The sequence below is a fragment of the Winogradskyella vidalii genome, assembly GCF_013403955.1.
Lineage (GTDB): Bacteria > Bacteroidota > Bacteroidia > Flavobacteriales > Flavobacteriaceae > Winogradskyella > Winogradskyella vidalii.
This window is the reverse complement of sequence record NZ_JABFDG010000005.1, coordinates 346,554-367,491: the sequence shown is the minus strand read 5'-3', so window position 1 is coordinate 367,491 and position 20,938 is coordinate 346,554. Positions and strand designations below refer to the sequence as shown.

At 30.7% G+C, this 20,938-nt stretch carries 29 protein-coding genes; 28 read left to right on the top strand and 1 reads right to left on the bottom strand.

Annotated elements, in window-relative coordinates; translation table 11 throughout:
* The first annotated feature begins 439 nt into the window (after positions 1-439).
* The 21 genes from HM982_RS13645 to HM982_RS13545 all read left to right on the top strand — a co-directional run bounded on the left by HM982_RS13645 (position 440) and on the right by HM982_RS13545 (position 15,667).
* Positions 440-1,033: a hypothetical protein gene (locus HM982_RS13645; protein ID WP_218849847.1), complete on the top strand. Its 594-nt coding sequence runs from the start codon at positions 440-442 to the stop codon at positions 1,031-1,033.
* 357 nt (positions 1,034-1,390) lie between these two features.
* Positions 1,391-1,864, top strand: coding sequence for a hypothetical protein (locus HM982_RS13640; RefSeq protein ID WP_179353795.1), 474 nt, complete (start codon positions 1,391-1,393; stop codon positions 1,862-1,864).
* 142 nt (positions 1,865-2,006) lie between these two features.
* Positions 2,007-2,372, top strand: coding sequence for a hypothetical protein (locus tag HM982_RS13635; RefSeq protein ID WP_218849845.1), 366 nt, complete (start codon positions 2,007-2,009; stop codon positions 2,370-2,372).
* A gap of 211 nt (positions 2,373-2,583) precedes the next feature.
* Positions 2,584-3,513, top strand: coding sequence for an alpha/beta hydrolase (locus HM982_RS13630; protein WP_179353794.1), 930 nt, complete (start codon positions 2,584-2,586; stop codon positions 3,511-3,513).
* Positions 3,513-3,986 (top strand): RNA polymerase sigma factor, encoded by a 474-nt coding sequence (locus tag HM982_RS13625; protein ID WP_179353793.1) that lies wholly within the window; start codon positions 3,513-3,515, stop codon positions 3,984-3,986. Before HM982_RS13630 ends, HM982_RS13625 begins: the two co-directional genes overlap by 1 nt.
* Positions 3,976-4,566, top strand: coding sequence for a hypothetical protein (locus HM982_RS13620; protein WP_179353792.1), 591 nt, complete (start codon positions 3,976-3,978; stop codon positions 4,564-4,566). Before HM982_RS13625 ends, HM982_RS13620 begins: the two co-directional genes overlap by 11 nt.
* A gap of 252 nt (positions 4,567-4,818) precedes the next feature.
* Complete coding sequence (locus HM982_RS13615) at positions 4,819-5,301, top strand: hypothetical protein (RefSeq protein WP_179353791.1); 483 nt, start codon at positions 4,819-4,821, stop codon at positions 5,299-5,301.
* 117 nt (positions 5,302-5,418) lie between these two features.
* Positions 5,419-5,982 (top strand): Crp/Fnr family transcriptional regulator, encoded by a 564-nt coding sequence (locus HM982_RS13610; RefSeq protein ID WP_179353790.1) that lies wholly within the window; start codon positions 5,419-5,421, stop codon positions 5,980-5,982.
* 165 nt (positions 5,983-6,147) lie between these two features.
* Positions 6,148-6,537: a RidA family protein gene (locus HM982_RS13605; RefSeq protein WP_246296821.1), complete on the top strand. Its 390-nt coding sequence runs from the start codon at positions 6,148-6,150 to the stop codon at positions 6,535-6,537.
* Between the two features lie 472 nt (positions 6,538-7,009).
* On the top strand, positions 7,010-9,952 hold the full coding sequence (locus HM982_RS13600; RefSeq protein WP_179353788.1) for a type I restriction enzyme HsdR N-terminal domain-containing protein: 2,943 nt from the start codon (positions 7,010-7,012) through the stop codon (positions 9,950-9,952).
* Positions 9,953-10,144: 192 nt separating this feature from the next.
* Entirely contained in the window at positions 10,145-10,735 is a 591-nt protein-coding gene (locus tag HM982_RS13595; RefSeq protein ID WP_179353787.1) for a hypothetical protein, read from the top strand.
* A gap of 162 nt (positions 10,736-10,897) precedes the next feature.
* Positions 10,898-11,419: a hypothetical protein gene (locus tag HM982_RS13590; protein ID WP_179353786.1), complete on the top strand. Its 522-nt coding sequence runs from the start codon at positions 10,898-10,900 to the stop codon at positions 11,417-11,419.
* A 170-nt stretch (positions 11,420-11,589) separates the two neighbouring features.
* Complete coding sequence (locus HM982_RS13585) at positions 11,590-12,066, top strand: hypothetical protein (protein WP_179353785.1); 477 nt, start codon at positions 11,590-11,592, stop codon at positions 12,064-12,066.
* A 170-nt stretch (positions 12,067-12,236) separates the two neighbouring features.
* Positions 12,237-12,692 carry a hypothetical protein gene (locus tag HM982_RS13580; protein WP_179353784.1) on the top strand — a complete coding sequence of 152 codons (456 nt, stop codon included), beginning with the start codon at positions 12,237-12,239 and terminating at the stop codon, positions 12,690-12,692.
* A gap of 137 nt (positions 12,693-12,829) precedes the next feature.
* Positions 12,830-13,387, top strand: coding sequence for a DUF1572 family protein (locus HM982_RS13575; protein WP_179353783.1), 558 nt, complete (start codon positions 12,830-12,832; stop codon positions 13,385-13,387).
* Positions 13,388-13,580: 193 nt separating this feature from the next.
* The gene (locus tag HM982_RS13570; RefSeq protein ID WP_179353782.1) at positions 13,581-14,174 is read left to right on the top strand and encodes a Crp/Fnr family transcriptional regulator; all 594 of its coding nucleotides are present in this window, start codon (positions 13,581-13,583) and stop codon (positions 14,172-14,174) included.
* A 62-nt stretch (positions 14,175-14,236) separates the two neighbouring features.
* Positions 14,237-14,620, top strand: coding sequence for a VOC family protein (locus HM982_RS13565; protein WP_179353781.1), 384 nt, complete (start codon positions 14,237-14,239; stop codon positions 14,618-14,620).
* A gap of 22 nt (positions 14,621-14,642) precedes the next feature.
* Positions 14,643-14,840, top strand: coding sequence for a hypothetical protein (locus tag HM982_RS13560; RefSeq protein ID WP_218849844.1), 198 nt, complete (start codon positions 14,643-14,645; stop codon positions 14,838-14,840).
* An 80-nt stretch (positions 14,841-14,920) separates the two neighbouring features.
* Complete coding sequence (locus tag HM982_RS13555) at positions 14,921-15,097, top strand: VOC family protein (RefSeq protein WP_317167432.1); 177 nt, start codon at positions 14,921-14,923, stop codon at positions 15,095-15,097.
* A complete protein-coding gene (locus HM982_RS13550; RefSeq protein ID WP_179353501.1) occupies positions 15,045-15,212 on the top strand; it encodes a hypothetical protein in 168 nt (55 codons plus the stop codon). Before HM982_RS13555 ends, HM982_RS13550 begins: the two co-directional genes overlap by 53 nt.
* A 2-nt stretch (positions 15,213-15,214) precedes the next feature.
* Complete coding sequence (locus HM982_RS13545) at positions 15,215-15,667, top strand: DUF1569 domain-containing protein (RefSeq protein WP_179353779.1); 453 nt, start codon at positions 15,215-15,217, stop codon at positions 15,665-15,667.
* A gap of 120 nt (positions 15,668-15,787) precedes the next feature.
* Here HM982_RS13545 and HM982_RS18730 read toward each other — a convergent pair whose 3' ends face one another.
* Entirely contained in the window at positions 15,788-16,330 is a 543-nt protein-coding gene (locus HM982_RS18730; RefSeq protein ID WP_246296801.1) for a hypothetical protein, read from the bottom strand.
* Between the two features lie 100 nt (positions 16,331-16,430).
* Between HM982_RS18730 and HM982_RS13535 the strand changes: the two genes are divergently transcribed.
* From HM982_RS13535 to HM982_RS13505, 7 genes are all read left to right on the top strand, one after another.
* Positions 16,431-16,859: a DoxX family protein gene (locus HM982_RS13535; protein WP_179353778.1), complete on the top strand. Its 429-nt coding sequence runs from the start codon at positions 16,431-16,433 to the stop codon at positions 16,857-16,859.
* 2 nt (positions 16,860-16,861) lie between these two features.
* A complete protein-coding gene (locus HM982_RS13530; RefSeq protein WP_179353777.1) occupies positions 16,862-17,326 on the top strand; it encodes a MarR family winged helix-turn-helix transcriptional regulator in 465 nt (154 codons plus the stop codon).
* 12 nt (positions 17,327-17,338) lie between these two features.
* A complete protein-coding gene (locus HM982_RS13525; RefSeq protein WP_179353776.1) occupies positions 17,339-17,752 on the top strand; it encodes an organic hydroperoxide resistance protein in 414 nt (137 codons plus the stop codon).
* A gap of 148 nt (positions 17,753-17,900) precedes the next feature.
* Entirely contained in the window at positions 17,901-18,485 is a 585-nt protein-coding gene (locus HM982_RS13520; protein WP_179353775.1) for a Crp/Fnr family transcriptional regulator, read from the top strand.
* Between the two features lie 271 nt (positions 18,486-18,756).
* On the top strand, positions 18,757-19,335 hold the full coding sequence (locus HM982_RS13515) for a DUF4334 domain-containing protein (RefSeq protein WP_179353774.1): 579 nt from the start codon (positions 18,757-18,759) through the stop codon (positions 19,333-19,335).
* A 4-nt stretch (positions 19,336-19,339) separates the two neighbouring features.
* Positions 19,340-20,083 carry an SDR family NAD(P)-dependent oxidoreductase gene (locus tag HM982_RS13510; protein WP_179353773.1) on the top strand — a complete coding sequence of 248 codons (744 nt, stop codon included), beginning with the start codon at positions 19,340-19,342 and terminating at the stop codon, positions 20,081-20,083.
* Positions 20,084-20,152: 69 nt separating this feature from the next.
* The gene (locus HM982_RS13505; RefSeq protein WP_179353772.1) at positions 20,153-20,929 is read left to right on the top strand and encodes an acetoacetate decarboxylase family protein; all 777 of its coding nucleotides are present in this window, start codon (positions 20,153-20,155) and stop codon (positions 20,927-20,929) included.
* Positions 20,930-20,938: the final 9 nt, after the last annotated feature.

The window sequence follows — 20,938 nt, the reverse complement described above, 5'->3', positions numbered from 1 at the left end:
TCTGTGACATCAAAAACCAAATGGCTAATGTCTATTCCAAAATATTTAATATCTTTATTCATAAGAAATGTTTTTTTCAAAGGACAATCTACGCGAGTTTCAACGACTTAAAATCGAGGTCTTAAAGCCTCATAGAACTGTACGAAATCTGTGTAGAAAAGAGAGGGGATTTTCAATGTTGACGAGATCTGAAGTCTCTGCGTATATAATAACCTTACTCCTCTCTTTTGTGCTTTCTAATTTATAAATCTTAATTTAGTGTTTTTATTTAATTGCTAACTTAAGCCGTATATAATTTATTGCTAGTTCCAGCTTACTTACGAAAATCCTCGCGGATTTTCTATTCGGTTTGTATTTGCTAAATTAGTTGCTAAAACACGCAACTAACCATACACAAACACGTTACCTGCAATATGAAAATCAGAATCTATAACAAAAAATGGAAGCCAAAAAAATATTAATAATAATTGGTGTAATATTACTCATCGTAATTGGGGGTTTTTATTTCTACTTGCGCGCACTTGGTTCAATGTGGGTGGTTAACACGCCTGATAAAAGTCCTTATTTCATAACCACTAAACCAATAGTTGTGAATAATATACTTTTGCCAAAAGAAACAAAAATAACGTATAAGAAACGTTACTTTTGGGAAAAGTATGAACAAAAAAAACCACTCAACGAGAAGGATATTACAAGTATTTCTTTAAAAGAAGGAAAAACAATAGATTGGGCAGGAGTACCAATAACTTCTATTCATAAATTTTTTAATTCAGAAATGAAAGGGTTTTCTGTTTATGCCGATTTCGATAAGTTGAATAGTAATAAGAAAACACAATTCTCTAATCTATGGTTAAGTTGTAATAATGATTTGGGAATAACTGTAAAAAACACAAATGATTGGTCTTTTAACAAAAATAATATTTTGGATATAGAATCTTGTGGTGTAAATAATCAAAGGTATTTTAAGGAAGATAAAAATCAACAAAGGTTTTTAGATGAATTATATAGTCAACTAATGAAAGTAAAAGATTAATGCAAAAATACTGACAGGCAACACCGTCTATAATTTATTGCTGGCTTCTTGCCTATTTACAAAAATCCTCGCGGATTTTATATTCGGTTTTTATTTGCTAAATTAGTTGCTTAAACACGCCACTAATCATACACAAAACCGTTATGTATGCTTAGTTCATTAAACACTGCTAAACATTTAAATAAGAACTTTTAATAATTTTAAAAATAGAAAAGGCTTTACAAAGCGATATCTAATTAACTTCGTTTCTCATGACTTTTAGCCCCTAAAAAAGAGGTTTAACCTGCTGAATTTATGGGATAAGACTTATGAAAGTGATGATATAACGAGTTGTGCATAATACCGAAACGCCTTGAAATGAAAATAAAATCTTTCTCAACCATATTTGGATTACTCTTCTCGATAATTGGAATTATTGTTGGAATTTGGATTGCATATACGACAACAAATAAAGATTATAATTATTTCTATATCTACTCTGGAATTTCTGGATTTGTAACTGCAAAATTAATCGCGAAATATCTTATTGAGAAAAAGAAAAGATTTAACCACACGAATTATATAATTGCTGCAATAGTAACTGGATTAATTTCTCATTGGTTGTGTTGGTATATCATAACTTTGGAACTGAACTTCCGATATTGGATTTTAGGAGAACATTTCTTCTCTCAACCGATTGACCCATTACTTGGAATTTTTGGAGTATTTGTGTTTTGCTTATGGAGTTGGATTTTTGTTGGTTGGGCTACGATTTTAGGCGGAATTTTAAGTATTTATGCGACTAAATGGATTTATGAAAAGAATAAAAGTACTATGCACAACAACGTGTAAAATTAATTGCTAGTTCTAGCCTACTTACGAATATTCCTGCGGAATATTCTATTCGGTTTTTATTTGCTAAATTAGTTATTTAAACACGCAACTAATCTTACACAAACACATTGTATGCAATTTAAGAAAAACCAGAACTGAAATGAACATTTGGAAACCAATAACCGAAAAAGAACTCTACTCTGAAATTTGGAAAACGGAATCTGAATTAGAAGAAAAGTATCTGAATTTTTGGAATTTAATAAACATAAGTCCTGAAAAATGGAGTGAACCGACTTTCGGAAATGAAGGTGGCGGATTTTGGGTTGTTGCAATTTGCGGACGAAAAATAATTTGGTATAATGATATTGAGGAAGGATTTAATATTTCGGACTATACTGAATACGGAAAAATAAACGGGTATTATTGCAATCAAGATGAATTGAATATTGCGGTTTTAAGACTATTTGAATTAATAAATTTTGGTGGAGAAATTATCGGACAAGCTGGACCACCAATAAAATTATAAAAACTGCATACAACACTGTATAAAAATAATTGCTATTTTAGTGCTTAACCAAAGGTCGTTGCAGTTTTGTTACGTCTGATTTTCCTACGGAAAATCCTCGCACACAAAACCGCAACTATTCTTATACATAAACGCCGTATGCAACCTAAGAAAAATAATTTGTAACATTTTGACATTCCTTGTATCTAAATGAAAAATAAAAGGAAACAAAATGAAAAAATCACTAACAGTATTCGTATTTATAGTAGCTACATTTGTAGTTAATTCTCAAACAATTTATTCAAAAGCATTTGGTAATCCAAATGATACCCCGCTAATCTACCTTCACGGTGGGCCAGGATATAATTCTGTGGGTTTTGAATCAACAACAGCTCAGAAACTTTCAGAAAATGGCTTTTATGTCATTACTTACGACAGACGTGGCGAAGGAAGGTCGCCAGATAAAAATGCAAAATTCACTTTTAATGAAACTTTTGATGATATAAATTTAATTTACGATAAATTCAATTTAAAATCAGCAACACTAATAGGACATAGTTTCGGTGGTGTAATTGCAACCTTATATGCAGAAAAGCATCCAAATAAAACTAAATCTATTATTCTCGTCTCAGCACCGCTTTCCATGCAAGAAACACTTTCAACCATATTAAAAACATCAAAATCAATTTACACGAGCAATAATGATTCAGTTAATCTTAACTACATAAATATATTAGAAAAAATGGATAAAAGCGCTATAGAGTACAGTTCATACTGTTTTAGTCACGCTATGCAAAACGGATTTTATTATCCAAAAGCGCCAACACAAGAAGCTTTAACTATTTATAAAAAATTTAAAACAGATAGCTTGCTTATAAAATATAGTTCACAAATGACCTATGAAGCGCCAAGAGGGTTTTGGGAAAATGAAAACTATACGACGTTAGATTTAAACAAAAATCTAAAACAAATCGTGAGGAATGGCACACCTGTTTTTGGTCTTTATGGTAAAGATGATGGTCTCTTTTCAAAGAGTCAAGTAAAAAACATTGAAAATGTAGTTGGGGAAAATAATTTAGTTTATTTAAACCACTGTTCGCATAACCTCTTTATTGACCAACAAACTAAATTTATCAACGCATTAATAAAATGGACTGAATAATGAATTTTGAAACTATTTATAAAACACACTGGCAAAAAGTTTTTAGGCTATGTATGGGTTATGTAAATGATACTGATAGAGCAAAAGATTTGGCTCAAGAAACATTTATTAAAGTTTGGCAACAATTACCCAAGTTTAGAAACGAAGCTTCTATTGGAACTTGGATATTTAGGATTGCATCTAATACCTGCTTACGGCAGATTCAAAAAGATAACAAAATGCCTAAGTCTGAATTACCATTAGAGATTAAGGATGATATCTTAGAAACAAACATAGAGAAGGATACACAGTTTTTATATCAATGTATTTCGGAACTAAAAGAAGTAGAACGGATCATCATATCATTGGAACTAGAAGATATGAATCAAAAAGAAATAGCTCAAATTGTTGGTCTGTCTGAAGGCAACGTTAGAGTTAAAATTCACAGAATAAAAGAAAAATTAACACAAAAATTCAAGAAAAATGGAAACTAATATAGATTTAAAAAAAATATGGAATCAACAAAAGATAGAAACTCCAAAAGTAGAAATTCTTTATGCTAAGGCAAATAAACTAAAAAGTAGAAGCTTTTTACAACTAATAATAGTCAACATCACACTCTTACTAACCATCACTTTTATTGGCTTCATTTGGTATTATTATCAACCTGAATTAGTAACGACTAAGATTGGTATTATATTAACTATTTTAGCTGTGATTATTTTTTTGCTACCGTACAATAAGCAATTTTCTTTACTTTCTAAAACTAAAACAGAACCTAATAGCAAGGAATACCTCCAACAACTTATAAAATTAAAAGAAAAACAAACATTTCAACAAACAACAATGTTAAGTACTTATTTTATAATTCTTTCTTTAGGAATTGGGCTATATCTTTTTGAATATGTTTCTAAAATGACTATCACTTGGGGAATAATCACCTATGTTATTACCATACTTTGGATTGCGATAAATTGGTTTTATTTAAGACCTAAAATAATTACAAAACAGAACGCAAAACTTAATAAACTATTAGTTGAATTTGAGAGATTGAATAATCAAATGATTGAATAAAAGACAGCACTTAACACTATATATAGCCAATTGGGCGATTAGTGCTTAACCAAAAGGTTGTTGTCTATTTGCAAAGTCGCCAAATCTTTTGATTTAGTATTAAAAGAGAAAAATTAAAACAAAATAAAAAGATTTGGCTTGTTGCTAAACGGAAAGTAATTGCTTTTTTCTGTCCAACTTGCCATATCTTTAACGCCACCACACATGAAAAAAAATGGCATAATAATTGAAACAGTAAAGAAAACCTTATTTATGAGCAAGTTAAAATTACCTATAATACTTACTTTTTTATTAATTGTTTTTACTGCATGCAGTAAGGATGATGATACTTCAAATGAAATTTACACCATTGAAGATTTAGATTTACTACACAACAATAGCTCTAAGATTTGGGAATTAGAAGCTTACTATCAGAATTATAATAATTGGTTAAGTGATCAAAATGATTGTTTAATTGATGATATCTACATTTTTAAAACAGATAATGAAGTAGAAGTAATTAGTGGAAATGAAAACTGTTATTATGGAGATTCAGAAATAGCCGAAGCAAGCTATACTTTTTATGAAGAAGAAGGGAGCGTTTGGTTGACTATGACACGGGGAGAAATCACAGATGAAATTTTCAGTAGTACGTTTTTTACATTAAAATTAATCGAGTTAGAGGAAGATAGAATGGTGTTTTCTAGTGGGAATAAAAAAGATTATAAAACAGCTTTAATTTTCGTAAGTAACTAAAAAACGTGTGGCAACACCGTGTAGAATTAATGGCTTGGCTCTTCCCTACTTACCAATAACCAAACCACCAATAGGCATCATTTTGACTCAAGGCATCAAAATTAGAATTCTTGTTTGATGAAAGAAAAATTAAAAGAACATATTGAAAATTTAATACCGCTTACAGATGAGGAGTTCTCACTTATTCTATCACATGTCTCATTCGAAAAATATAAAAAAAATGATTGTATTATTCAAGAAGGAGAAGATGTAAAGAATTGTTATTTAGTTATTAATGGACTTCTAAAATTAGTTTACGATGACAAAAACGGAAAACAACACATTGTATCATTTGCAATGGAAGATTGGTGGGAAAGTGACTTTTCAGCTTATTTCTCACAAACCAAAGCTAAAATGTCTTTGCAGTGCATAGAAGACACTACAGTATATTCCTTAAGTTTTAAAAATCATCAAAAACTATCGACTGAATTACCCAAAATGAAACAATTCTTTCTAGAGAAATCTAACTCAGGACATAGTGCTTCACAAAATAGAATTTTATCTTTTTTAACATCAAATGCTAAAGAAAGGTATGAACAACTTCTTAAACAATATCCTTTATTATTTCAACGAGTTCCCAAAACGCTTTTAGCCTCTTATTTAGGTGTTTCGCGCGAGACACTTAGTCGACTTTCCTCTTAATATTTAAGCTTCTTTTATAATTGTGATGTATGTCACGCTCGATTAATACTATTATTCAAATATTTGTAGTGTAAAAACAAAATTGCAATTATGAGAAATAAAATATTAGCAATGATAGTATTAACTACGGTGTCAACATTAGCACAAAATAAAAAAGAAGAACAAATGGAAAAACGAATAATTAACCCGTGGGAATGGCAAAATGAAAGAAGTTATGTACAAGCCGTTGAAGTTACAAAGCCAGAAGGCACGCTCTATATTTCTGGGCAAACAGCCATAGATGATGATGGAAAATCAAGCACTTCCAATATGAAAGCCCAATTAATTCAAGCTATAGAAAATTTGGAAAGCGTTATAAAGGAAGCTGGATATGAATGTGAAAATATTGTGAGATTAAATATTTATACAACTTCATCTGAAGAGCTTTTTTCGTGTTTTGATGTTTTCCAAAATTGGGTAACTGAGCATAACATAAAACAGGCAAGCACTGTACTAGAAGTAAAAAGCCTCTTTGAAACTTTAAAAGTAGAATTAGAAGCTACAGTAGTAAAATAGTATTTATTTAAGGTATTCAAAAGTTAAAAAATGAATGCCTAACACCGTAAAAATTAATGGCTAGTCCTCGCCTACTTACCAAAATCCTCGCAAATTTTCTATCTGGTATTTAGTTATTAAATTAGGTGCTTAAACACGCCATTAATCTTATACAATCACGTTGACGGTAATGATACACGGTACGACAAAACATTAATAAGAAAAATAACAGACCTTACATTAGCCTATAGGCATTACGGTTTACCGTAAATTTTATAGCATAAAAAGTTTTAACTTAGCACATGATTTATAGAGCTATACGTATAACTACGTATAGCTATATCAATAAATAGAATTAACTTCGTTACTCCTACTATTTAAGATAGTAAACTTTAGTTATATCCTGCTAAATTTATGGGATATCGCTTATAAAAGTTATGATATAACGAGTTATCTCTCATTAAAAACCAACACTTTAGATTGAATAAAATTTATGACCGAAGAAGAAATAAAAGCCAAAATAATATTACCATACATTCATGACTTGGGTTTTGATATTTCGGAAATTTTTTTGGAAGATTCTTTTTCAATTAGGCTAGGTAAGAAAAAACACCTAACTGGAAGATTTGACATCCTTTGTAAAAGACACAATAAAAATCTATTTGTAATTGAGCTTAAAAACGATTCTATTCCAATTACGCAGGATGACATAGAACAGGGTATTTCTTACGCAAGATTATTAATGGATGATATTGCCCCTTTTACAATAATTTCCAACGGAGAAACAACAAGAATTTTTGATTCTATTTCAAGGCAGGAATTATCAGGCACTAAAATTTCCGACCAGTCTTCTTTTTGGAAAAATGGTTATTCTCTCTCAACTGAACAAGATTTAAGAATTAGGTATGAGGCACTTAAGAATTTTATTTCTTTATCGCCAGACAATTTAAAAACCTTTTGTGAAACTCAAGTATACGACAGAATGGGACAGATTATTGGAAGTTTCGATAGTCCTTATTCCAAATTTGTTAAAAAACTGTATGTTAAACGAGAAGAACTACAAGTTGCTTTTGAAGATTTTATAAAATCCAATAAGTCCATATTTGGGTTAATTGGTGCGGCAGGCGTAGGTAAAACTAATGCAATATGTTCATTGACGCTTCAAAAGTTAGAAAATGCATTTGTTTTATTTTATAATGCTGCCATAGTCACATCACCTTTAGAATGCATATCACAAGATTTGAATATTGCGTTTTCAAGTAAAACAGAGACTGACGTTGTACTTAAAAAACTAGATGAAATAGGTAGATTTTCCAACAAAGATGTTCTAATATTTATTGATGCTATAGATGAATCCACTAATCCAAATATTGCTCACGAATTAAGCGAAATAGCTTTAGTTGCAAAAAATTTAGATAAGGTTAAAATTATCGTTAGTTGCAAATCAAATATTTGGAATAACATTTTAAAAATCAACGGAAAACCAACACACCTTTATGACGAGATAAATAAATCTCAAAACAGCATTAGTAGTTTAGACAATAATCCAGGGTTTCTTTTAACTGATTTTACAGATGACGAATTGGAAAACATCATACCCATTTACCAAACTGAGTTTGGCTTTAAAGGAGAAATTTCAAAATCATTGTTACTTGAATTAAGAAATGGATTTTTTTTAAAAATTTTTAGTGAAGTTTATAGTGGCAAACATGTGCCAAAAAAAATAAATGACAGAGAATTAATAAAAAAATATCTAAAACAATCTTTAGAAGAGACAAGTATTGGTTTCTTATCAGGGATTAGAACACTCTCTGCAATTGGAAATATTATTCTTAATCATGAATATACATCTTGGCAATCTTTTCATGATGAGGGTATAGATATAAACCATGTTCTGAAAAAATTAAATTTTTCTCTTGATGAAAATATCCCTGAAGATTTATTTACTAGGAACATACTTATCAAATCTAACAATGAAGAATTATATAATATCTCTTTCTATTATTCAAAAATACGAGATTACATAATTTGTTTTCATAGTTATGAATTGGACAAACTTAATGATGTCGAATTCTATAGCGTACTTACTGATTTTTATGAAAACTACATAGGTAAAAGTGCATTGGATTTTTATATTGAAAATGCTAATACTTCTCACTTAAATACATTAATTCAATTCAAAAAGGAGAAAGCACAAAGCTATGTTATAGGTTATGACTCTTACCTTGAACATAACTTCAAAGTATTTAAAGAAAAATTTGACCCCAAAACGAATGGAGATATTGGAATTGTACTTCCAAAAGACCTTATTAAAAAAGATGGTTATTCTCTTATCCCAATCAAATCTAAATCAGGAAATAAAATTACCTACCATGATTTAGGTGACCCTTTTGGCGGAAAATATGAAGACAACATACTTTTGCAAATGGGAGTGCAAACTGTCTACGGAAGTAATACTTCGTTGTTTGTTAAAAACCAACCAAAAATTATAAAACAAAACGTTTACAAACAATTAAAAGAGATAGTTGAAAAAGGTAAGTTAAATGCTTATAATTCAAACACACTACTCATAGAACAAGTTTCAGTAATTCTCTATTTCTATAACAAAAAACTTGATTATAATATGTCTATTGAAGAATACTATCTACCTAGATTCAAAAGTATTTATCCTATAGATTTAAATGACTTAAAGAAAAGAATAAATAAATTTAAACTTACCGAATTTTATAGGAGGCAACGTGTAGAAAGACATCTGATTAAAGAAACTGTCGAAAAAGCATTAAAAGAAAAAGTTGAAATTCCAAAGTTCAGAACGATTGGTGATGTTCCACCATTTGAAGAATTGAGCAAATTTATAGACATATTGATGGAAAATGGCCATAGCGAAATTAAAGACCATTATTTACCGTTACCAGATAAGTCTATACCTGAAGCTAAAGCTTTTTATGAAGAAAACAGAAAAGATAACTGGAATCAAATTAGAAGTTTTCAGTATAGTGAATCACAATCCAAAATTTATATTTCAGAATTCTTCAAAAAGTTAGAAATATGCTATAAGGAATTTGTCGAGTATTGCTTTCCAACAATGATAAACGAATTCACATTTTACAATACAATTCCCCATAAATATATTTTTTATACAAAAGATTCAGATATTCGAGGATTCGCTTATTGCTCTTCTAAAAATAACGAGTTCGAAATTTCTTTTAAAGACTTCATTAGTATGCAAGATGCCTTTGATAATGATGGCATTGAAAGCTTTAGAGGTTTTTCTCTGGACTCAATATTGCGAGTGAATGATTATGCTCGTTATCCAGTCAAAACCGTTGACAGAATCAACACATCGGACGTTGATGAATACTGTGTAATTAGAAATTGGATTTATAAATTCCTAGAAAGTGATATGAGAAAATTATTTAAAGAAAATCAAGATTAATATAGATAAAAATAACGAGAGATAACAATGTATATAATTTATTGCTAATTCTAGCTTACTTACGAAAATCCTCGCGGATTTTCTATTTGGTTTTTATTTGCTAAATTACGTGCTAAACCACGCAACAAACCATATACAAAAACGTTACCAAAAATAAAAAAAAAGATGAGACTGATAATTATTTTACTAATAATGAGTGTATTTAATTCACACTCACAAAATGAAAATCAAAAAATAAAATCAGGTGTTTATGAATGGAAAAGTAATTTTAAATCTAATTATCCTAATTACGAACTGAATTTTGAAATAAAAAAAGGAAAAAACAAATCTTTAGGAGTATTTAAAGGCAAAAGTCAAATTTCGTATTACTACATGGAATTTAATTCTGATAAAGAGAAAGACAAAAACAGAAATGTAACTGGAGAAATTTTCGGGTTTTCAGACGGCGAAAATCTTTATTTACCATCTGAATTTTGTGAAGATTGTGATTTTCAAGATAAAATGTACTTCAAAGCGAATTTCATAGGAGAAAAATATATCTATTATGATTTTTTCTATCCTAGAAATGATATAATTAATCCAAATACTAATCTTGGCACAAATGGGAGTGATGAAACTATGGTAGTTTCATTAAAAAACAATAAGAGATTTTTGTTGTCGAAAAAATTCATAAAGAAAGAGTTGAAAAAACATACAGAGTTGTATGAAGCATATAAAAAAGAAAAGAGAAAAAATCTTGTTCTGAAAAAATATTTAGAGTTGTTAGATAAAAAAAGTTTATAAAATTACTTTTGGTAACACCGTGCATAATTAATTGCTTGGTCACTGCCGACTTACGAACATTCCTACGGAATATTCTATCTGTGATTTATTTTCTAAATTAGTTGCTTAACCACGCAACTAACCATATACAAACACGTTGTAAATAATTTAAAACAAAATAATATGAAAAAATTTAACCTACTAATTGGAATTTTTATTTATGTAATTACGTTGAGTTGTTCTTCAGATGATTCGAATGAACAATCTGAAAATGCAACAATTTTTGGAGAATGGAAATTGACATCTAAACTAATCGATGGAAGTACAATTCAACTTGGTGATTGTGAGCAAGGCGAAGGTGTTATCTTTTTAGAAAATCTTATCGCTAATTTTATAATCGTTGATGAAATCGGAACCGAGCCTGATATTACTCAAGACGGATTTGAAAATTGTGATTTCAGATATGCCACTTATGACTTTGTCCTTGACCAAAATGATGAAACTCTTTATAGAATTGTAGAAGGAGAAGGTAATATGGAAGGAGTCGATGACTCAATAACGACCTTCGAGATTGAAGTTTTGACTTCTCAAAATTTACGAATTAAAAGTATTGCTCAAAGTAATACTGGTAGCATAGAAGATGTCGAAATGAATAGTGTAGATATCCCAACAAATGAACAGTTTACTTTGATTTACACACGATAAAAAACTATTTACAACAACGTGTATAATTCATTGCTAGTTATAGCTTACTTACGAAAGTCCTCGCGGACTTTCTATCTGTGATTTATTTGCTAACTTTAGTGCTTAAACCACGCAACCAATCTTATACAAACACTTTGTAAATAATTTAACTCGGCAATAAACTTTAGAAAATGAAAAACACAATTTTGACCCTAACTTTTGCTTTAGCAACTTTGACTTTTTGCAATGCTCAACAAATTGAAATAGAAAAAGTATTTGGCGGATACAAATACACCCAAAACGGAAAACTAATGAAAATGAAAGATTTGGTAAAAACAATGGAGTCAAATCAGAAAGCTTTTGATTTAATTAAAAAAGCTCAATCGAATAATACCATAGCTTCAATTATTGGAGGTGCTGGTGGATTTTTAGTTGGTTGGCCGATTGGAACTGCTATTGGAGGTGGAGATGCAAATTGGACTTTAGCTGGAATTGGAGCTGGATTAATTGCAATTGGAATTCCGATTTCTTCAGGTGTCAATAAGAATGCTAAAAAAGCTGTTGAATTATATAATTCCTCTTTGAATTCTACATCATACTATGAATTTAAGCCTGAATTTAAAATTATAGCGAAAGGAAACGGAATTGGATTATCAATGAATTTTTAAAAAAAACTATTTACAACACCGTATAAAATTAATTGCTGGTTTTAGCCAGTTTACGAAAGTCCTCGCAGATTTTCTATTCGGTTTTTATTTGCTAAATTAAGTGCTTAACCACGCAACAAACCATATACAACAACGTCCGCAGCAAATTAACAAAACCCAAACTATAAAGAATGAGAGTAACGACATTTCCAGATTGGACTTTTGATTTTGACGAAACCCGAATGGGTTGGTATAATATAAATGCGACTCGAATTACAGGAAATTTAATCGGAATTGAAGGAACTGATGAATATAGTGGACTTGAAAGAATTATAGCTGACATTGTTGACTTTGAACTAACACAAAACCGAACTTATTCATACTGGAACAATATATTTGCGGAAATATTCAAATCAAACGGAATAATATTTCACAATAACTTGGAATTAAAAAACCCAAATGAACATTTCAAAAGTTGGGTTATAAAATTATATAATGTTGAACTATATTTTAAAAGCTCTGAACCTGAAATTAGGCTGATTAAAAATGAGAAACGATTGTACTCAAAAAAATGGTCTAAATTTAACGGAACTGAATTTTATAAATTAATAAATGAAATAAAAACCAGCTGCCAACAACATATATAATCCATTGCTAGTTCTCCCCTACTTACATAAATTCTATCAGATTTTCTATTCGGTTTTTATTTTGCTAAATTAGGTGCTTAAACCCGCCACTAATCACACACAAAACTGTTGTGCAACATTTGAAAAAAAAATCGAGAATGGAATTAGAATATCTGAATAGCATTAAAAAGCAGTTTGAGTATTACAAATCTGTAGGAGAAAAAACATTCGCGCAACTTGATGAAAAAGATTTTTTTTGGCAGTTTAACGAAGAATCAAATTCTATCGCGATAATAGTGAATCATCTTTCAGGAAATATGAAATCACGTTGGACTGATTTCCTTACTTCTGACGGCGAAAAAGAATGGCGGCATCGTGATTTGGAATTTGAATCAGTAATTAAAACAAAAGAACAATTATTCTTAAAATGGAATGACGGTTGGAAATGCTTATTTGACGCCTTGAACTCGATAAATAAAGAGAATTTTGATACGGAAATATTTATTAGAAATCAATCTCATTCAATTATAGAGGCTATAAATCGACAATTTGCTCATTATGTATATCATATAGGACAAATCGTTTATGTCGGGCGAATGATTAAAGGAAATGAATGGAAAAGTTTGACAATCCCAAAAGGAAATTCATCGGATTTTAATAAAGCCAAATTCTCGAAAGGAAAACACGGAGGACATTTTTCAGATGATATAAAATAACGGCTAAAAAACGCTGCACAGCACCGTATAAAATTAATGGCTAGCTCTCCCCTACTTGCATAAATTCTATCAGATTTTCTATTCGGTTTTTATTTTGCTAAATTAGGTGCTTTATCACGCCGCACTCCAACGCAGCGCACAGACGGAAGTGAATCATACTCAAAACCGTTGGCAACAAACCCCACAATGAACCATGAAAAAAAACTTCTTTGAAAATATATACAAGCATCCTAACATTAAAAAAGAGGATTACCAATCAATTATAAAAGCACACACAAAAGTTGAGTTTCTTAAAAATGAAACCATACTTAAAGAAGGTAAAATAAGTAACGAATATTATTTAATTAAAAAAGGATTGTTTCGCGCGTATGTTATCGATTATAAGGGCAACGAAATTACAACTGACTTTTTTGGTCCCAACGATATTTTAATAGAAGTTGCTTCGTTATTTCTTCGTATCCCTTCCAAAGAAACCATTCAGGCGTTAACAGATTGTGAAGTCTATAAAATTAATTTCAATGCTTTTCAAAACCTGTATAGTACCATAGATGGTTTTACAGAATGGGGTCGTACTTGGATGTCACACCAACTTTTTACAGCAAAAAACCGTGCCGTTACGATGCATACACAAAGTGCTTCACAAAGGTATTTGGAACTGTTAAATGCAAAACCACAAATTATAAAAGAAGTCCCCCTAAAATACATTGCTACCTATTTAGGCATTACCGACACCTCTTTAAGTAGAATAAGAAAAGAAGTGTTGCACCAAAATCAGAACTTGCCATAGGGCAAGTTTTTATTGCTTAACTTTTTTCACTTTTGTAAAACCAAAAATTAAAACAATAAAAGATGAAAAAATTTAATCCTGTAGTGTGGTTCGAAATCTATGTAAACGATATGGATAGAGCGACAACGTTTTACGAAACTGTTTTGCAAATCAAATTTGAAGAGATGAGCGATACTTCTAACGAAATGATGCAAATGAAAGGTTTTCCAAGCGATATGGAAAATTATGGGGCAGCTGGTGCTTTGGTGAAAATGGAAGCAATACAACCTTCGGCCAATGGAAGCCTTGTTTATTTTGGTTGTGAAGATTGTAAAGTGTTAGAAAATAGAGCCGTTGAAAATGGTGCCGAAACAATCCAATCAAAAATGGCCATTGGAGAACACGGTTTTATTTCCATCATCAAGGATACCGAAGGGAATTCTATAGGCTTTCACTCACTGAATTAAATAGATAAAGTAAGAAGGTATAGTGCATATCAACAAAATCAAAGCACCAATTTCAACAATATATCAAACACTAATTTCAGTAAATAGATTAGGAAACGTTGGGGCAAAAAAGCTTAAAATGAAACCAGAAGTTGGTTTTACCAATGAATTTGATTTTGATGAAGGATATATTACAAAGTTCAAAATAACCGAACTAAAAGAAAGCCATAAGATTGTATAGATGGTGTAATTACAATTGCGCAATGTTCTTATGGCGATTGAAGAACCATTGCGACAACTAAAACAACATTTAAAATCAAAATGATGAAACAACAAATCACCACGTTTCTAACATTTCAAAAAAACAACGCTGAAGAAGCGATGAATTTTTATATCGATTTGTTCAATAATTCAAAAGTGATAGAATTACAGCGCTACGAAAAAGATGAGCCAGGGAAAGAAGGAAATCCTATCCCACGGAAAAGAGGGTGCCGTTAATGGATGGATAAAAATGGAAAACGGAAAGCAATATGCGTTTTCAGATTTTTATGTCTTTCAAAGTGCAAAGGGCGAAAAAATAAAAGCAATAACTTCATACGGCATTAAATTATAAATATGAAAACCATTTTTAATAACAATACAAGAGCGCAGTTGATTAGCCGAATCGAGAAACTTAACAATGAAAGCGAAAGGCAATGGGGTAAAATGAATGTTATCCAAATGCTAAAACACAATACGTATTGGAATGGATGGATACTTGGGACAGAACATCATACTTACAAACAAGCTTTTATAGGTAAAATATTCGGTAAAATAGCGCTGAAAAGAATGATAAAAGATGACAAACCATTTGCCAAAAACATTCCTACTTCAGACCAATTTAAACCACAAGCCAAAGTGGGCGATTTAGAGTCGGAAAAATTGAATTGGATTGATATGCTACGTAATTATAAAAATTATAATAACCCATATTTTATCCACGACTTTTTTGGTAAAATGACCAAAGAACAAATTGGAATTTTGGTTTATAAACATACAGATCATCATTTAAAGCAGTTTGGTGTTTAGACGAGTTGTGTATACATCAATTATAATCTGTCTTATATGTAACTTATAACAAACTAAATAGATCTTTAAAACCTTAAAATAAGACCTAATAGAGAATGAATTAAAATTATTTATTCTAATTTAATTAAAGTTATATATAGCAATCATAAAATTAATATAAGTGAAAGATTTAAAACCTAAAACAATTGATGAGTTTATAGACAATTCACCAAAAGAAGCACAAGAGGTAATGATCAAACTCAAAAATTGAATTGAAGCTACAGAACCTAAAGCTGAAGGTGGCATAAGTTGGAATGTGCCGATATACAAATACAACGGCATTCTTGCAGGTTTTTCCTTGGCTAAAAAACACGTGAGTTTTGGTATCGATTCTTTAACTGTAGAAATGCGTGAAATTTTGGAAGAAAAAGGATATAAAACAGGGAAAAGTACAGTCCAAATTAAGTTTAACCAAAAAGCACCTGTAACAGAATTAAAACAACTGATTAAAGAACAATTGATAATTAACAATAAATAAAACCAGCTGCCAACAATGGCTAAAAGTAATTGCTGGTCTTCCCTACTTCTAAAAATCCTCACAGACTTTCTATCGGTGTTTTGGTTACTAACTAAGTTGCTTAACCACACCACACCCGAGCGCAGCCAACAGACTAAGTAAACCATACACAGAACCGTTGGTAATAATTAAACAATAAGATTGTAAAATAGGTGTTCTAAATATTTTTATTATATTTGCATCGCACACGATTTAATCTTTTACGATATGAATAACAAAACATCTATTTTTCAAAACATAGCTAGAGTAATTTTAGGAGGACTAATGCTTTTAGCAGGTGTCGGACATTTAACTTTTCAAAGACAAGAATTTTTAGCACAAGTACCTCGGTGGTTACCAGACAATGCGCTATTCATGGATTTTATAGTACTCGCTTCTGGTATTGTGGAAATTTCATTAGGATTGGCAATGGTTTTCCTAACTAAACACAAAATAAAAGCAGGTATCGCTTTAGCCCTATTTTATGTGTTAATCTTTCCTGGTAATATATCACAATACACTAATGGCATTAGTGCCTTTGGCTTAGATACAGATCAAAAAAGATTTATTCGATTGTTCTTTCAACCTCTTTTAATTTTATGGGCCTTATGGTCTACAGGAGCATTCGCTTATCTTAAAAATAAAATAAAAAAATAATTATGAGTAATTCTTGCGAACAGTTACAGCTTAACAATCAATTGTGTTTTCCATTGTATGCGGCCTCTCGGTTAACTACAAAAATGTATACGCCACACTTAAAACCCTTAGATATTACCTATCCACAGTATCTGGTACTATTGGCTTTGTGGCAGTACAAGCAAATGTCTGTAAAAGATATTGGTGCTCGTTTATTTTTAGAGTCCAATACACTTACGCCATTATTAAAGCGCTTAGAACAAAAAGAACTTATTCATAGAGTTCGATCTAAAACAGATGAACGCACGGTTATGGTGTCTTTAAGTACCAAAGGAGATAAATTAAAAGAGCAAGCAGCTGAAATCCCTGAAAAAATCCTAAGTGCTTTTACAACTGAAGATTTTGATGAATCGGAACTAATTTCATTCAGAAATAATCTAGTTAAGTTATTACATATAATACAAGATAAAACGAGTAATAATAAATAAAAGATAAAAATTATGAAACAGTTATTTGAAACCTCAGCAACAACAACAGGAGGAAGAAACGGTCATGTAAAAAGTTCAGATGGTGTTATAGAATTTGATTTAAAAATGCCAATACAAATGGGTGGAGAAGGTGGAAAATACACTAATCCAGAACAATTATTTGCCGCAGGTTATTCAGCTTGTTTTGATAGTGCTTTGCAAATGGTTGCTGGCGCAGAAAAAATTGCAATAGAATCGGCTACTACAGCTAACATAGGTTTAGCAATGCAAAACCCATCTTCATACGGTTTAACAGCAGTTATAGATGTAGAAGTTAAAGGTGTAGAAAAAGATAAAGCACAAGAATTGTTAGAAAAAGCACACGCAGTATGTCCGTATTCTGTAGCCTTGAAAGGAAACGTGGACGTTAAAATAAATTTAAAATAAGCTATTTTAAACACTGCAAATAAATAAAAGTGGTTTGAGTTTTAATTCAAACCACTTTATTATTTAATAAGAGTTTAGCATAACTAACTTTACTAAAAATCACTTTATTATTTAAATTTGTTTAAAATGAAAACGCAGCTATTTTAAAATGATAAATATATCAGAACATATAAATAATAAGTATGATTATTTTAACCTTACGGCTAAAGAAATATCTATTTTAGAGCAACATTTAACCACATGTGTCTTTAAACGAAATGACCTTTTTCTGAAAGAAGGAAGTCCGTGTAAAAAAATCGGCTTAATTTTAAAAGGGACAGCGTATTCCTATATAATAGATGATAATGGCGAAGAAGTTATAAAACACTTCTTCTACCCTAACAATCAAGATATCCTTTTTAATTATGAGAGCTATTTACAAAATGAAAACTCTAATTTAAATATTAAATTTCAGGAAGAATCATTTGTAAGTTTCTTTTATATCCACGATATCATAAACCTTTACACAGAGTATCCTCGGTTTCTTCATTTAGAAATGCTACTTATTAAACAGCAATTTCAATATGCCTTGCAAAGAAGCAAGATACTACAACTTGGTTCCGCTGAAGAAAAAATAAAATTACTACAAAAGTTTAAGCCTAAAGCTTTTGAATTATTTCCATATTCGCATATTGCTTCCTATTTAGGAATTCATAGAAACACATTTAGACGTGTTTTTTCAAAACAACAATAAACCCTCATTTTTTTATACCAAAATAGCATCCATCTTATAGGTACAACCATAGTTAAATATGATGTTAATCAATAAAGATCTTGCGGATTCAAATATTTAATAATAAAAAGTATTGCCCATCGCCCTGCGCATAAAAATGTAATTTTTAAAACACAACCAATCCCATAAAACCTATTTGCACCATATGGTGCGTTATTTACTTTGAACGCTATTATACTTTTGTATTAGAGTTATTCACTCAATTATGTACAAGTAGTTAAAATAGCATATTATGGACACAAATAATAAAAAAGTAAACACAGAACTCTTAAACGAAATACTAAGTAATAGAAAAGCAGATGTATCTGACGTATTAAGAATTTATGACCAATTAGAACCTGTAAGCTTAGATTTTATGACCGGTCGTTGGAAAGGTTATGAAATTAAAACAGGCCATTCTTTAGATGGTATGTTAGTCCCTTCTGGCTGGTACGGAAAAGTATTTAAATCTCCCGAAGAAGTACACCCGTTAGTGTTCTTTGCAAAGAATAAAACGCAATTATATGCTGTAAACCCTAAGAAACTTTCTATGGATGTAAAAGTTCCTAGCAATATTATAGGTAGTTTAATGTCATTAGCAAAACCATTTTTACAAACAAACAAGTCTGGTGCTCGGCTAAGAATGATTGAATATAGAGGAAAAGCAACGGCAACAATGCAATATGATGATAAACCTATTAATGATCATTTTATAAAAATTAATGAGAATACCGTATTGGGGCTTATGGATAAAAAAGGGGATTCTCCCAATTTCCCTTATGCTTTTGTATTAGAAAGAGATAACGACTCTAACTACAATATAAAATTCTAAGCCTATGAAATTCAAAGATAAAATAGTACTGATTTCTGGAGGAGCAAGTGGAATAGGACAATTACACGCCACAAAACTAGCTACAGAAGAAGGTGCTATAATTGCCATTTTAGATGTAAATAAAAAAGGATTAGAAGAAACAGCTTCCAGATCTAAAAACATACACCCCTACTATTGCGATGTAACAAATATTGAATTAGTACGAGAAGTAATTAGCAAAGTAATTGCCAATTTAGGACCTATAGACCGTTTATTTAATTGCGCTGGGATTATGCCAGCAGGTTTGTTGAAAGACTTATCCGCAGAACATATCAACAAGTTAATGCTAATCAACTACAGTGGAATGGTTAATATATGCCAAACTGTAGTGCCTCAAATGTTAAAAAGAAACAGTGGCGATGTCATTATTTACGGTTCTACGGCAGGGATGTTGATTACTCCCAAATTTGGTGCCTATGGTGCTACAAAAAGCGCTAATAATTTTTATACCAAAGTATTAATTGAAGAAAACAAAAAATCTAAGGTTAGAATATTATTGGTTTGTCCGCCGGCTGTAAATACACCGCTCTTAAAACAAGCAGAAGAAACGGATCAACCCGATATGTTCAATAGTACTTTCTTCAAAAAATATATGACCACTTCTCCTGAAGCTGTTGTAAATGCGGTTGAAAAAAGCATTAAAAAAGGAAAAAAAATCTGCTACCCAGGTGCTGCCGGTATAATGGCGTTTTTAAATAGATTTATGTAAACATCAATAATTAAACATAAGAATAATAAGCACTTAGGTGCATAATTAATAATTTTAAAAAATATAATCATGAAAAAACAATTTTTTATACCAAATGAAATAACATCAAATTTTGATAGACCAGATTATTCATTCCCAGATTCTGAAACCTATGCCATAGCTTTTAAAACGGATAAAGCTGCTCTTGAAGGGTTTTTACCTGAAGGATTGAGTTTTGTACCAGGTTACGAAGATGTTGTATTACTAAGAATTAATAAGTTTGAATGTACAGAGAAAAAAATTAGACCTTATTGGGAGTCTGTTATATCTGTTCCTGCTTCTATAGAAGTAAATGGAGACACTGTAATTGGTGAATATGCTGCGCAGTTATACTTAGGTTCTATTGATCCAGAAAGCACCATATCACCTATTTTAAGTGGTCAAGTATTATACGGATACCCAAAAAGAGAAGCTCTATTTTCTGTAGATGGCGAATTTGGAACAAGTGATGTTAGTGTTATAAAAAAACGTCACGGAAAAACATTATGCGATGTAGACTTTAAAACTTGGACATCTGAAACACCAGCTAATCTTGGATCTGCGGTACCTCAAGGCCCATTATTAGTTTGTAAAGCCATTCCTAATGTTAGAGGAAATGGTTGGGATGTTTTAGAGATTAATACACCCGGTATGGTTGATGGTTCTTTAAAAATGAAGGAAATGAGACCTCTTGAAGGAAAAATTAATGGAGATATACGTTTAGATACGGGTCGTACTTTACCAGTAAAAGAAATACTTGAGTCTTATTATTTGAAATATGACTGGATACTAACTTGGGGAACTACATTACATAATTTTCTTAAATAGTAAACCTAC